This window comes from Paraburkholderia nodosa, from assembly GCF_001718195.1.
Lineage (GTDB): Bacteria > Pseudomonadota > Gammaproteobacteria > Burkholderiales > Burkholderiaceae > Paraburkholderia > Paraburkholderia nodosa_A.
Genome location: NZ_MCNV01000020.1, coordinates 1 through 13,954, shown reverse-complemented (window position 1 = coordinate 13,954; position 13,954 = coordinate 1). Strand labels below are relative to the sequence as shown.

The 13,954-nt window shown below is 66.2% G+C and carries 12 protein-coding genes; 10 read left to right on the top strand and 2 right to left on the bottom strand.

All coding sequences use genetic code 11. The annotated features are described in order from the left end of the window. Positions 1-227 precede the first annotated feature (227 nt). Genes surE through BFD71_RS27535 form a run of 5 tightly spaced genes read left to right on the top strand, consistent with a single transcriptional unit; the run spans position 228 to position 4,895 of the window. Positions 228-989, top strand: coding sequence for a 5'/3'-nucleotidase SurE (surE, locus tag BFD71_RS27555; RefSeq protein ID WP_069267606.1), 762 nt, complete (start codon positions 228-230; stop codon positions 987-989). After that, positions 986-2,047, top strand: coding sequence for a protein-L-isoaspartate(D-aspartate) O-methyltransferase (locus BFD71_RS27550; RefSeq protein ID WP_069267498.1), 1,062 nt, complete (start codon positions 986-988; stop codon positions 2,045-2,047). Before surE ends, BFD71_RS27550 begins: the two co-directional genes overlap by 4 nt. A gap of 5 nt (positions 2,048-2,052) precedes the next feature. Continuing rightward, positions 2,053-2,976: a peptidoglycan DD-metalloendopeptidase family protein gene (locus tag BFD71_RS27545; RefSeq protein WP_069267497.1), complete on the top strand. Its 924-nt coding sequence runs from the start codon at positions 2,053-2,055 to the stop codon at positions 2,974-2,976. A gap of 13 nt (positions 2,977-2,989) precedes the next feature. Next, positions 2,990-4,096 (top strand): RNA polymerase sigma factor RpoS, encoded by a 1,107-nt coding sequence (gene rpoS / locus BFD71_RS27540; RefSeq protein ID WP_069267496.1) that lies wholly within the window; start codon positions 2,990-2,992, stop codon positions 4,094-4,096. Between the two features lie 19 nt (positions 4,097-4,115). Then, positions 4,116-4,895 (top strand): 3'-5' exonuclease, encoded by a 780-nt coding sequence (locus tag BFD71_RS27535; RefSeq protein ID WP_069267495.1) that lies wholly within the window; start codon positions 4,116-4,118, stop codon positions 4,893-4,895. A gap of 15 nt (positions 4,896-4,910) precedes the next feature. Here the strand turns inward: BFD71_RS27535 and BFD71_RS27530 are convergent, their stop codons facing one another. Further along, positions 4,911-5,792 carry an endonuclease/exonuclease/phosphatase family protein gene (locus BFD71_RS27530; protein ID WP_069267494.1) on the bottom strand — a complete coding sequence of 294 codons (882 nt, stop codon included), beginning with the start codon at positions 5,790-5,792 and terminating at the stop codon, positions 4,911-4,913. A gap of 391 nt (positions 5,793-6,183) precedes the next feature. Between BFD71_RS27530 and rlmD the strand changes: the two genes are divergently transcribed. Continuing rightward, complete coding sequence (gene rlmD / locus BFD71_RS27525) at positions 6,184-7,488, top strand: 23S rRNA (uracil(1939)-C(5))-methyltransferase RlmD (protein WP_441830567.1); 1,305 nt, start codon at positions 6,184-6,186, stop codon at positions 7,486-7,488. A gap of 119 nt (positions 7,489-7,607) precedes the next feature. Here rlmD and BFD71_RS27520 read toward each other — a convergent pair whose 3' ends face one another. Further along, on the bottom strand, positions 7,608-8,447 hold the full coding sequence (locus BFD71_RS27520) for an outer membrane protein assembly factor BamD (protein WP_069267493.1): 840 nt from the start codon (positions 8,445-8,447) through the stop codon (positions 7,608-7,610). Between the two features lie 98 nt (positions 8,448-8,545). Here BFD71_RS27520 and BFD71_RS27515 point away from each other — a divergent pair, with 98 nt between their 5' ends. The 4 genes from BFD71_RS27515 to BFD71_RS27500 all read left to right on the top strand — a co-directional run. Further along, the gene (locus tag BFD71_RS27515; RefSeq protein ID WP_069267492.1) at positions 8,546-9,793 is read left to right on the top strand and encodes an RluA family pseudouridine synthase; all 1,248 of its coding nucleotides are present in this window, start codon (positions 8,546-8,548) and stop codon (positions 9,791-9,793) included. Next, positions 9,790-10,659 (top strand): peptidoglycan editing factor PgeF, encoded by an 870-nt coding sequence (gene pgeF, locus BFD71_RS27510; RefSeq protein WP_069267491.1) that lies wholly within the window; start codon positions 9,790-9,792, stop codon positions 10,657-10,659. Before BFD71_RS27515 ends, pgeF begins: the two co-directional genes overlap by 4 nt. A gap of 509 nt (positions 10,660-11,168) precedes the next feature. Beyond that, positions 11,169-13,103: a class I poly(R)-hydroxyalkanoic acid synthase gene (gene phaC, locus BFD71_RS27505; RefSeq protein WP_069267490.1), complete on the top strand. Its 1,935-nt coding sequence runs from the start codon at positions 11,169-11,171 to the stop codon at positions 13,101-13,103. A 90-nt stretch (positions 13,104-13,193) separates the two neighbouring features. After that, positions 13,194-13,954, top strand: a 761-nt coding sequence (locus BFD71_RS27500) for an acetyl-CoA C-acyltransferase (RefSeq protein ID WP_141710818.1), incomplete at its 3' end; no start/stop codon positions are given.

Below are 13,954 nucleotides of genomic sequence, written 5' to 3'. Positions count from 1 at the left end.
GGTCATGCATTCGCTACCGCGGGACAGTGTACGGCAATCCGCCGCAATGCGAACGATCGTGCGATTTATTTCGCGTCGATGACCGGGTGTCTTTCGAGCCGTGCCGTGGATGCGAATGCGCCCCGCACCGGCGCATGATTTCGACGTGCAGCCCAGCGGCAGACACGCCCTGGCGTATGGGCCGGGCTGTCGTTCGCGTGCCTTCTTTCCTCGGTTACAATCGCTCGATGCGAATACTACTCAGCAACGACGACGGTTACCTCGCCCCCGGCCTTGCGGCGCTGTATGAAGCGCTCAAGCCGCTCGGCGAAGTCACGGTCATGGCGCCCGAGCAGAACTGCAGCGCCGCATCGAACTCGCTTACGCTGTGGCGCCCGCTGTCGGTGTTGCGATCGGCGAGCACCGGCTTCTATTACGTGAACGGCACGCCCACCGACTCGGTGCACATCGCACTCACGGGCATGCTCGACCAGCAACCCGACCTCGTGGTCTCCGGCATCAACAACGGCCAGAACATGGGCGAGGACACGCTGTACTCGGGCACGGTGGCCGCGGCGACCGAAGGCATTATGTTCGGCTTGCCGGCCATCGCGTTCTCGCTCGTCGATAAAGACTGGGTGCATCTCGATTCCGCCGCGCGCGTCGCGGCCGAGATCGTTGCGCATTACCTCGCGAACCCGCTGCCGGGTCATCCGCTGCTGAACGTCAACATTCCGAACCTGCCGTACGAAGAGCTTGGCGACTGGCGCGTCACACGCCTCGGCAAGCGTCATCCTTCGCAGCCCGTGATCCGCGAGACCAACCCGCGCGGCGAGCCGATTTACTGGATCGGGCCGTCGGGCAGCGCACGCGATGCGAGCGAGGGCACGGACTTCCACGCGGTAGCGAACGGCCATGTGTCGATCACGCCGCTGCAACTCGATCTCACCCATACGCAAATGCTGTCCGCGACGCACGACTGGGCGCGCAAGGGCGGCAGTGCTTCATGACGGGCGAGCGCACGAAGCGTTTTCCGCTCGGGCTTGCGGATCTCGTACGCGAGCCGCGCCGGCGCGACGCGCGTCCGGGCGAAGCACGCCCCTCGCTCGCGAACGCGGGCAACAGCAGTCCGTCGAAACCGGGCGTCGGCACACTCGCGAAGCCCGGCGCGAAGGTAGGTAATCCGGCCGTCGCGAAGTCCTCCGTGAGCACACCGTTCAAGGCGCCGCCTGCGAAGCCGGTCAATGCGAAGCCGGTGAGCGCAAAGCCGGCGGGTTCGATCAAGCCTGCGCATCCTGCCGGCAACGCTGCCGCGCCGCGCGCCGCCATGCCGGGCGGCGTGAGTGTGCCGCGTGCTGCTGTGGCCGTCACGGGCGCGCCCGCCGTTGCGCTCAACGGCGCGCATGCGCTGACTTCGGAACGCATACGCGAACGCATGGTCGAACGCCTGCGTGCGAACGGCATCGCCGATGCGCGCGTGCTCCAGGCGCTCGCGGCCGTGCCGCGCCACATGTTCATCGATCCGGGTCTCGCGACCCAGGCCTACGAAGATGCGGCGTTGCCGATCGGTCATCACCAGACCATCTCAAAGCCTTCCGTGGTCGCGCGCATGCTCGAGCTCGCGGGCGCGGGCCGCGTGCTGGAGCGCGTGCTCGAAATCGGCACCGGCTGCGGCTATCAGGCAGCGGTGTTGAGCCAGATCGCACGCGACGTGTATTCCATTGAGCGCATCAAGCCGTTATACGAGCGCGCGAAGACGAATCTTCGTCCGCTGCGTATCCCGAATATCCGCTTGCACTACGGCGACGGACGGCTCGGTTTGCCGTCGGCGGCGCCGTTCGACGCGATCGTGATCGCTGCTGCGGGCTTCGACGTGCCGCAGGCGCTGCTCGAGCAGCTCGCCATTGGCGGGCGGCTCGTGGCGCCGGTCGCGGTGTCCGGCACCCAGAGTGCCGCCGGCGAAGCGACGCAGGTCCTCACGCTCGTCGAGCGTACGGGGCCGGCGCAGTGGCGGGAGTCACGCCTGGATCGCGTTTTCTTTGTCCCCTTAAAATCTGGAGTGATCTGAATCCGATGAGTATGTTGCGCGCGATCAAAAGAAACCGCCTGAATGTCGACCTGCCCGAAGCCACGCTGATCGCAGCCCAGCGCGGCGCCGCGGTCGCCGCGCTCTGTCTTCTGGCCGCCTGCGCCACGCGACTCGATCAGGCACCCGTGGTGGACCGCACCGCGCCGCTCGGCACGGCGGCTGCACAGCCGCCGGTGCCGCTCGGGCCGCCGCCTCCGGGATATTACCGGGTGAAGCCGGGCGACACTCTCTATAGGATTGCGCTCGAAAACGGCCAGAATTATCGCGACATCGCGACGTGGAACAATCTCACCAATCCGAACCAGATTGAGGTGGACCAGTTGTTGCGCGTCGTGCCGCCGGGTGCGAATCCGTCGGCATACACGCCGGGTGTCGTGACCGCGCCGGTGCCGGGCGTGGGCGCTGCACCGGGCGCTCCGGCAGCCGGGACGCCGGCGCAGCCGCCGATCTACGGTTCGGGTGCGAACGCAGCCCCGCCGACGGCCGCCGTGCCGCCGCAGCCGGGTGCGAGCGGCGGCGATGTCGCCGCGGCGCCGGGCGGCAACATCGCGCTCACGTGGCCGGTGCGTGGTCCGGTGCTCAACGGCTTCGACGATACGAAGAACAAGGGCATCAATATTGGCGGTGCGTCGGGCGATCCTGTCAAGGCAGCCGGCGATGGACGCGTGGTTTATGCCGGAAATGGGCTGCGCGGTTACGGCAATCTCATTATCATCAAGCATGACGCGACGTTTTTGACCGCGTATGCACACAACCGGACTTTGATGGTAAAAGAAGGGGATGCGGTCACCAAAGGTCAGAAGATCGCCGAAATGGGCAATACCGACTCGGACCGGGTGATGCTGCATTTCGAAGTACGCCGTCAGGGTAAGCCCGTCGACCCACTGAAGTACTTGCCGCCGCAATAAAAGCGAGCCGACCATGCCGAAATCGAAGCGCCGTCTGCAGCAATCCGAGTCTGACAGCCAAGCCGCCCAGGTTTCGGTGGAGGACGGCGCGCAGGCGGGCGACGACGACGCGTCGCCCGAACTCGACGGCGGCCGCGACTACGAAGAGCGCGAGGAGCGTGAAGAGCGCGATTCGCAGTCCGACGAAGGCGGCTCGGGCGAGGGCACCGAAACCGCCGATGCCGCACCCGACGCCGACGATTTCCGCGCCATGCTGCAGGCCGAACTCACGGCCGACACCATCCAGCATTATCTGAACCGGATCAGCGTGAAGCCGCTCCTCACTGTCGAGGAGGAGCAGCGCTACTCGCGGCTCGCCAAAGCCGGCGAGTTCGAAGCGCGTCAGGTCATGATCGAGCGCAATCTGCGCCTCGTCGTCAGCATTGCCAAGGGTTACCTCAATCGCGGCGTGCCGCTGCTCGACCTGATCGAGGAGGGCAACCTCGGCCTCATGCACGCGATCGAAAAGTTCGATCCCACGCGCGGCTTCCGTTTCTCGACGTATGCGACCTGGTGGATCCGCCAGAGCATCGAGCGCGCGATCATGAACCAGGCGCGCACCGTGCGTTTGCCGGTGCACGTGATCCGTGAGCTCAACCAGGTGCTGCGCGCGAAGCGACATCTGGAGAAGAACTCGCTCAACGCCGATTCGGCCTCCGAGCGGCGCGACGCGAGCATCGACGACATCGCGTATCTCACGGGCAAGACCACCGAGGAAGTCACTGACATTCTCGCGCTCAACGAACACACGGCCTCGCTCGACGCTCCGCTCGACCTCGACCCGGCCAGCAGCCTGCTCGACCTGCTCTCGGACGACCAGAGCCAGTCGCCCGATGCCGAAGTGCAGCATCGCGAACTGGAAACGCTTACACGCGCGTGGCTCGGCCGGTTATCCGATAAGCATCGCCATGTCATCGAACGGCGCTTCGGGCTGAACCATATCGAGCCCGCCACGCTCGAAGAGCTGGCCGACGAAATGGGCCTCACCCGCGAGCGCGTGCGGCAGATCCAGCAGGAAGCGCTGGTGCGCCTCAAGCGCTTTTTCGCTTCGAACGGCGTGCGCAAGGACGCCGTACTTTAAACCCTCGCAGTCCATCTGAATGACAGTTCCTGTACTCGTATTCGACATCGAGACGATTCCCGATGTCGACGGCATTCGCCGTCTCGACGATCTGCCCGCCGCGCTCACCGACACCGAAGTCGCCGAGCACGCCTTCGCCGCGCGCCGCGAGAAAACCGGCAGCGATTTCCTGCCGCATCACCTGCAGCGTGTCGCTGCTATCTCGTGCGTATTTCGCGACGGCCAGGGCTTTCGCGTGCGCTCGCTCGGCACGCCCGAAGACGGCGAGGCGCGCCTGATCGATTCGTTCTACCGCACGATCGAGAAGTACTCGCCGCAGCTCGTGTCGTGGAACGGCGGCGGCTTCGACTTGCCGGTGCTGCACTATCGTGCGCTCGTGCACGGCATTCGCGCGGTGCGCTACTGGGAAACGGGTGAAGAGGACCGCGAGTTCAAGTGGAACAACTACCTTAGCCGCTACCACACGCGTCACACCGACCTGATGGATGTCCTCGCGATGTATCAGCCGCGCGCTAACGCACCGCTCGACGCGCTCGCGAAGCTCTGCGGTTTTCCGGGCAAGCTCGGCATGGACGGCGGCCAGGTGTGGACCGCGTTTCAGGAAGGCCGCATCGAGGAGATCCGCAACTACTGCGAAACCGACGTGGTCAACACGTATCTGCTCTATTGCCGGTTTCAGATGATGCGCGGCGGTTTCACAGAGCGCGAATATGGGGATGAGATCGAGTTCGTGAAGCAGTCGCTCGCCGCGGAATCCGCACCGCATTGGGGCGAGTATCTCGAGGCCTTCGCGAGCTAGGCACGGCGTCGTCCCTCAGCCGAGTTCGAACACGATCGGCTGATGATCCGAAGCCTGGGTCGCGCCGTCTATCTCACAGTTTCGCAAGCGTGGGCGCAAATCCTCCGTGATGAAGACGAAGTCGCACGCGAGCGGACCGTCCGACCATTGCTTCGTGTCATACACGCCGGCCGTTGGCGGCGGCGTCGCGCCCGCATGCAGCGCGGTCCACGCGTCGATGAAGGCTGGGCTGCCCGCGAGCGGTTCGAGCATGCGCGTGTACGCCTCGCTGCCCCACGCGCTGTTGAAGTCGCCGCAGACGATCGCGGATACTGGACGCGCGGTGCGGGCGAACGGGCCCACATCGTTTTCGGCGGGCGCGGGATGCGCCGCGTGATCGGCGGCTTCCTGCTGCAGGCGCCGCAGCTCGTCGACTTGCGCGAGCCGCTGGCGCAGCGAATAAAACTCCAGATGCGTGACCAGCACGCGCAGCGCGCCGCCCGGCACGTCGAGCACGGCTTCGAGCGCCACGCGTTGCATTGAGGGTGCGGTGGAGTCGGCGGGCCACGGCAGAGCATGGCGAAAAACCTGCGCGAGCGGCAAGCGCGTGGCGAGCGTGTTGCCGAACTGGCGGCGCGGCATCTGCGCCGTGCCTTGACTGGAGGCTCGCGCGCCACGCGGCGCAGGCAAGTCGGCGCCGATCGCCTCGATGACCGTATAGCCGGGCAGCAGCGCGCGCAGTTCGGCGAACTGATCGTCGCCGGGACCACCCGGCAGCGCCCGGAAGCCGCGCGTGATCTCCTGCAGGCACAGCACGTCGAAGTCGGCGAGGCGCTGCGCCTCGCGCACCGTGCGCGCGAGATCGACGACGCCAGAAGCGTCGCGGCCCCACTGCACATTCCAGCTCACCAGTTTCATCGGCACGCTCCTCGTATGGTGCGGCGGCGGTTCGCGCACGCATGTTTAACCCTAGCCTGTTTTTCCCGATATGTCGTATGACGAATGCGATGGCAGCGACGCAGAGGGGGCGCAGCGCGCCCAATCGGTCCAGTGCGCAAACGGCAGCGACGCAGCGCGGGCGCCGACTTCGACTACAATCTCGCCTTCGCCCACAATTCACTCATCGTCAGTCAGGAATCCGCTGGTGTCTCAAGCTGCCCCCGACCCTCAAGCCGAGCCTGCCCAGGCCGAGCCTATGCCGTCCACGCCCACGAAAAGGCGCAGCAAGCGCGAGCGCCGCGCCGAAAAGCGCGCCGCCATCGAAGCTTCGGTCGCTCATGCCCCCATTCTCGAGATCGAGTCGCTCGACATGGAGGCCCGCGGCGTTGGCCGCACCGTGACCGAGACGGGCGAGCCCGGCAAGGTGATCTTCGTCGAGGGCGCGTTGCCGGGCGAGCGCGTGACCTACCTGAGCTACCGCAAGAAGCCCACGTTCGAACAGGCGCAGGTGGTCGACGTGCTGCGCGAGAGCGCGATCCGCACGAAGCCGCAATGCGCGTTCTTCGGCACCTGCGGCGGCTGCTCGATGCAGCACCTCGACGTGCGAGCGCAGATCGCCGTCAAGCAGCGCGTCCTCGAAGATAACCTCATGCACCTCTCGAAGGTGCGCTCGGAGACGATGTTCCGGCCGATTCACGGGCCGTCGTGGGGCTACCGCTATCGTGCGCGCCTCACGGTGCGCAATGTGCCGAAGAAGGGCGGTGTGCTGGTCGGCTTCCACGAGAAGAAGAGCAGCTACGTGGCCGACATGACGAGCTGCGAAGTGCTGCCGCCGAACGTCTCGGCGATGCTCGTGCCGCTGCGTCATCTGGTGGCCGCGCTGTCGATTCGCGATCGCATGCCGCAGATCGAACTCGCCGTGGGTTCGAGCGTGACGGCGCTCGTGCTGCGCATTCTCGAGCCGCTCACGGCCGCAGACGAAGACCTGCTGCGCGCGTTCGCGGACGCGCACAACGTCCAGTTCTGGCTGCAGCCGAAGGGCCCGGACACGGTGTTCCCGTTCTATCCGCTCGACAAGGAGCTGGACTACACGCTGCCCGAATACGGCATTCGCATGCCGTTCAAGCCGACGGACTTCACCCAGGTCAATCACCAGATCAACCGCGTGCTGGTGGGCCGCGCGCTGCGCCTGCTCGCGCCCGAGGCCGGCGACCGCGTGCTCGATCTGTTCTGCGGTATCGGCAACTTCACGCTGCCGCTCGCGCGTCTCGCGCGCGAAGTGGTGGGGATCGAAGGCAGCGATACGCTGACGGCGCGCGCGCTCGAAAATGCCCGCGCCAACGGCGTGGACGGCCACACGTCGTTTGCGTGCCGCAACCTGTTCGAAGTCACCGCCGACGACATCCGCGCGCTCGGCCACTTCGACAAGTTCCTCGTCGACCCGCCGCGCGAAGGCGCGTTCGCCGTTTCCCAGGCGCTCGCGGAAATCGCGCAGAGCGGCAATGGCCCGCTGCCCAAACGCATCGTCTATGTGTCGTGCAGTCCCGGGACGCTGGCCCGCGACGCGGGCGTGCTCGTCAACGAGGCCGGCTATCGGCTCAAGGGCGCGGGCGTGGTCAACATGTTCCCGCACACGTCGCACGTGGAATCGATCGCGCTGTTCGAGCGCGACTGAGCAAACGCCGCGACAGCGCAGGCGCGTAGCCTGCGTTGCGGCCGCCGAAGCCAAAAAAAACGCCACGGGAAACCGTGGCGTTTTGCTTTGCTGCGGGCCTCAGGCTAGAGGCGCGGCGATCACCAGATCTGCCACCAGGACTTGTTTTCCTTGCCGGGACGGGCGTGACCGGTGATGTACGGGCTGTCCGGGAAGGTGCCGGCGAGCACGCGGCGCGTGTCTTCGGCGAGCTGCGGCTGATCGAGCTTCTGGTACGACAGGATCATGATGTGCAGCGCGTCTTCGATTGCCGGCGCGCTCTTGTAGTCCTGAATCGCGAGCTGCGCGCGGTTGATGGCCGCCACATAGGCGCCCCGGCGATAGTAGTAGTCGGCCGCGTGCACTTCGTGCGAGGCGAGCGCGTTCACGATGTAGCGCATGCGCTGGGCGGCGTCCGGCGCGTACTTGCTCTGCGGATACTTGTCGACCACCACCTTGAACGCGTCATACGACTCGCGTAGCGACTTCGGGTCGCGCTCGCTCATGTCCTGGCCCGAGAAGCGGCCGAACAGACCCAGGTCGTCGTTGAAGTGGATCATGCCCTTGAGATAGTACGCGTAGGCGATGTCCGGGTGATCCGGGTGCAACTGGATGAAGCGGTTGATCGCCTGGTCGGCGGCGTCGTTCTCGTTGTCCTTCCAGTTGCAGTAGGCCACGTTGATCTGCGCCTGCTGGGCGAAGTGGCCGAACGGGTCGCGGCCCTGGAGTGCTTCAAAATATTTTGCGCACTTGCCCCAGTCGCCGCCGGAGAGCGCGTCCTGGGCCTCCGTATATAATTTGTTGTTGTTCCACGCTGCCGTTTCGTCGGTCTTTTCCGGCAGGCCGTGGCAGGCCGCGACCACGGCGAACGCCGCGCCGCAAGCAGCAAGCCGAATGATGTTGCCAATCTTGCCGAGCGTGTTTGCTCGCGTCGCGCGCATTGCGTTTCGGGCCACCGCGTGTTGGGCCAGTTTCGTAATCGTGTTCAAGGCTCGCATTTATCCAGTCCAGCTTCAGGTCTACAGGTGACCCAGACTCAATGACCCGTACAGTTATTCCGGGGGCCGGCGCTCCCGGCGCCCAAAACAGCATCAGAGATTATAGCCTGGGCGATGCGCCCGATGACGCAGCCTCCAGTGAGGGGCTCGACGACGAACTCGCAGGCGAGGGCGTCGGCGGCGCCCCGCGTGCGCGCGGCGACGAAGCCCCGCGCTCGGTTCAGGTGCCAGATGAGCTCGCTGGCGAGCGCCTCGACAAGGTGCTCGCCAAGGTATTTCCGGAATTTTCACGCAGCCGTCTGCAGGGCTGGATCGAAGAGCAGCGCGTGCGCGTGGACGGCAAGCCGGCCAAGGTGCGCCAGCCGGTGCCGCTCGGCGCGACCATCGAGCTCGTGCCGGACCTCCTGCCCGAGCAGCTCGCGTTCACGCCCGAGCCGGTGCCGCTCGACATCGTCTACGAGGACGACGCCATCGTCGTCATCAACAAGCCCGCCGGGCTCGTCGTGCATCCGGCCGCGGGCAACTGGAGCGGCACGCTCCTCAACGGTCTCCTGCATCGTTATGGCGAAGCCGCGGCGGGTCTGCCGCGCGCGGGAATCGTGCATCGGCTCGACAAGGAAACGTCCGGGTTGATGGTTGTCGCGCGCACGCTAGAGGCGCAGACGGACCTCGTTCGCCAGCTGCAGGCGCGCACGGTCAAGCGCCGCTATCTCGCGCTCGTGTGGGGCAACATGGCCGACGAAGGCACCATCGATGCACCCATCGGCCGCGACCCGCGCGAGCGCACGCGCATGGCGGTGGTGAAGGGCGCGTCGGGCAAGCCCGCGCGCACGCACTTCCGGCGCATCGACAAGACGCTCTGGCACAACCAGCCCGTGAGCGCCATTCATTGCGACCTGGAAACGGGGCGCACACATCAGATTCGTGTTCACTGCGCGCACATCGGTCATCCGCTGCTGGGCGATCCGGTGTACGGCCACGCGCGCGGCAAGCGCTCGGTCGCGGCGCTGCCCGATGGCTTCGCGCGCCAGGCGCTGCACGCGTGGCGTCTCGGCCTCGTTCATCCGGTCACGGGCCGCTCGATGCAATGGCGCGCCGAAGTGCCCGACGACCTGGACGCGCTGATCGAGGCGCTCGGCTTCGGCGGCGAGGAAGACGAGGACGAAGCCGGCTTCGATGAGGACATGTTCGACAGCGCGTACACCGACGAAGGCTACGTGATCGGCAGCGACGAAGAAGATGACGAAGACGACGAAGACGACGAGCAAACCGAGGATAAGCACGCATGACGACCTGCCCGGAACTGACATCCGACGCTTTGCTGCATCCCGACTGGCAGGTTTCGCCGCGCGTACGCGCCCTGGTGACGACGCGCGACGGCGGCGTGAGCGAGCCGCCATTCGGGCGTTGGCAGGCGGCGCATGGCGGTGAAGGCGTGGATCTCCCCGGCGGCCTGAATCTCGGCCGCGGCTCCGGCGACGATCTTGCGCACGTCGAGGCGAACCGCGAGCGGCTGCTCGCGCATGCGGGCGTGCCGGCCGCGTGGCTCAAGCAGATCCACGGTCCGATCGTGGTCGACGCCGCGCAGGCGCTTGCGGCCGCGCGCGCGGGCGCCCCGCTCGAAGCCGATGCGAGCGTGAGCGCCGAGCCCGGCATCGCCTGCACGGTGATGGTGGCCGACTGCATGCCCGTCTTGCTCTGCGATGGCGAGGGCCGCGCCGTGGGCGCCGCGCACGCGGGCTGGCGCGGGCTGGCCGCGGGCGTCATCGAGCGCACGGCCGAGCGCGTCGCGGCGCTCGCCGGCTGTGCGACGGCCGACCTGCATGCGTACCTCGGCCCCGCGATCGGGCCGACGGCCTTCGAGGTCGGCGCCGACGTGCGCGACGCGTTCATGACCCATGCGGAGCAGGTCGACGCGGCGCGACGCGATGCCCATCGCGCCGCCACCGCGGCGGCCTTCGTGGCGCGCCCCGAGGCGAGCGCCAAATACCTCGCCGATCTTCCCGCGCTGGCGCGGCTGCGGCTCGATACGCTCGGCGTGCGCCACGTGAGCGGCGGCGACCTGTGCACGGTTACGCTGCGCGAGCGCTTCTATTCGTACCGGCGCGATCGCGTCACCGGCCGCATGGCCGCGCTGATCTGGCTCAATCCCTGACCTCGCTGCGCCGCGCCGCCGTCGTGAAACGGCGAGGCGGCGCGTGGCGAGTCAGACGATTTTTGTTGCGCTGCAGCTATTCCCGCAACGCACTGTGCTCCTCTCACGGTGCATTAGCTCCCCGATTGCCGCATTGCACTGCAAACGCTTGCCGCGACGGCGGATTTTCGTGCGCCAGACCGCACAGCAATGTGTCGCGGCAGTTAAACAATTGATTACATCGGGAAAACGATAATTAAAAAAATATCGCAGCGCGGCAAAATCGGGCACAAGCATTGACACGCTTTGCAATGGGGAGCAAGAATGTCCTTCACCCACGGGACAGGTCGTGACGAGCGCCGCAACGGCGCCCGTATGCGTACCACCTGCCTCTCAACCAGTCCTTCGGGACACATCGGTCAAAAGCAGGCATGACGGCATCTCAACGTTCCAAGACTGCCCCGGGCACGGGCGCCTCAACTGATGGTGCGACGCGCGGCAATCCGCCTTTTGCTCCCGACGCAGCCGGCATGCAGCAGTATCTCGACGCGTGGACGAACGCCTGGAAGAGCGCCCTGAATGCTGCGCAGCAAACCGGCGGCGCGGCGCAGCAAGCGCCCCTCGCGGGACTCGCGGCCAACTGGTGGCCGCCGGCGGGCAACGGCGCGCCGGTCAATCCTTTCGCTGCGGGTAATCCCTTTGCTGCAGGCAACCCTTTCGCTGCGTCCAATCCTTTCGCTGCGGGCAATCCATTTGCAGCCGGCAATCCCTTCGCCGCGGGCAATCCGTTCGCTGCCGGCAGTCCTTTCGGCGCAGCCAATCCGTTCGGTGGCGCGAACCCGTTCGAAGGTTTCAAGCTTCCCACGGCATCGATCGAACCCACGCGCCTTCAGCATCTGCAGGCGGAATATTCGCGCGACGCGCTCGACTTGCTGCGTCAGGCCACCGACACCACGCCCAAGGCGCCCGAACTCAAGGACCGGCGCTTCAGTTCCGACGCCTGGAAGGCCACGCCCGCGTATGCATTCACGGCGGCGTGGTATCTGCTCAACGCGCGCTACCTGCACGAACTCGTCGACGCGCTCGATACCGATGCGAAGACGCGCGAGCGCATTCGCTTCGCCGTTCAGCAGTGGACCGCGGCAGCTTCGCCCAGCAACTTCCTCGCGCTCAATCCCGACGCGCAGAGCGCCTTGCTCGAAACCCATGGCGAGAGCCTGCGCCAGGGTGTGATGAACCTGATCGGCGACATGTCGCGCGGCAAGATTTCGCAAACCGACGAGTCGCGCTTTGTGGTGGGCCGCAACCTCGCGACCACCGAAGGTTCGGTCGTATTCGAAAACGCGCTATTCCAGCTGATCCAGTACAAGCCGCGCACGGCCACCGTGCGCGAGCGGCCGCTTCTGATCGTGCCGCCGTGCATCAACAAGTACTACATCCTCGACCTGCAGCCCGAGAACTCGCTCGTCGCGTATGCGCTGGAGCAGGGGCAGCAGGTGTTCCTCGTCTCGTGGCACAACGGCGACGCGTCGATCGCGGACCGGTCCTGGGACGACTACATCGAAGAGGGCGTGCTCACGGCCATCGAGACGACGCGCAGCATCAGCGAGCGCGAGCAGATCAACACGCTCGGTTTTTGCGTGGGCGGCACGCTCCTCGCCACGGCGCTGGCCGTCGCCGCGGCGCGCGGCGAACATCCCGCTGCATCGATGACGCTGCTCACCGCGATGCTCGACTTCGGCGACACGGGCGTGCTCGATGTGTTCGTCGACGAAGCCCACGTGCAGATGCGTGAGCAGACCATCGGCGGCAAGAACGGCGGCACGCCGGGGCTCATGCGCGGCGTCGAGTTCGCGAACACGTTCTCGTTCCTGCGGCCCAACGATCTGGTCTGGAACTACGTCGTCGACAATTACCTGAAGGGCCGTACGCCCGCGCCGTTCGACCTGCTGTTCTGGAACAGCGACTCGACGAGCCTGCCGGGGCCGATGTACGCGTGGTACCTGCGCAATACGTACCTTGAAAACAAGCTGCGTGAGCCGGGCGCGCTCACGGTGTGCGGCGAGGAAGTGGATCTGTCGCGCATCGACGTGCCGACCTTCATCTACGGTTCGCGCGAGGATCACATCGTGCCCTGGCGCACGGCGTATGCGTCGGTGCCGTTGCTGTCCGGGCCGCTGAAATTCGTGCTTGGCGCGTCGGGCCATATCGCCGGCGTGATCAACCCGGCATCGAAGAACAAGCGCAGCTTCTGGAGCGTCGAGGCCGACGCGAAGCATCTGCCGGAAGAAGCCGACGACTGGTTCGCGGTTGCCGAGGAAAAACCCGGCAGCTGGTGGCCGACCTGGGCCGAATGGCTCGATCAGTACGGCGGCAAGAAGGTGAAGCCGCGTGCGCAAGCCGGCTCGGCGGAATTCCCCGAGATCGAGCCGGCGCCGGGGCGCTATGTGCAGCAGCGCGATTGAGGCAATTGAAACGCTTGCTGCGGAATTCGGATTAACAACTTGACGGGCGGGGCGCATGGCGCGCCACCAAGTCGCCCGGAGGATCTGGAAATGACTGACATTGTGATCGTTTCGGCCGCACGTACGGCAGTAGGCAAATTCGGCGGCTCGCTCGCGAAGGTGGCGGCGCCCGACCTGGGCGCGATCGTCATCAAGGCCGCGCTCGAGCGCGCGGGTGTGAAGCCCGAGCAGGTGAGCGACGTGATCATGGGTCAGGTGCTGACGGCCGGTTCGGGCCAGAACGTGGCGCGCCAGGCATCGATCAAGGCGGGCCTGCCCGCGGCCGTTCCCGCCATGACGATCAACAAGGTGTGCGGCTCGGGCCTGAAGGCGGTGATGCTCGCGGCCAACGCGATCATCGCGGGCGATTCGGACATCGTCGTGGCCGGCGGCCAGGAGAACATGAGCGCCGCGCCGCACGTGCTGCCGGGCTCGCGCGACGGCTTCCGCATGGGCGACGCGAGGCTCATCGACAGCATGATCGTCGACGGCCTGTGGGACGTGTACAACCAGTACCACATGGGCGTGACGGCGGAGAACGTCGCGAAGGAATACGGCATCACGCGCGAAGAACAGGACGCGTTTGCGGCGCTCTCGCAGAACAAGGCGGAAGCCGCGCAGAAGGCGGGCCGTTTCGACGAAGAGATCGTCTCGGTGGAAATTCCGCAGCGCAAGGGTGAGCCGCTGCAGTTCAGGACCGACGAATTCGTGCGCCACGGCGTGACGGCCGAATCGCTCGCGGGCCTGAAGCCGGCGTTCAACAAGGAAGGCACGGTGACGGCGGCGAACGCGTCGGGCATCAACGACGGCGC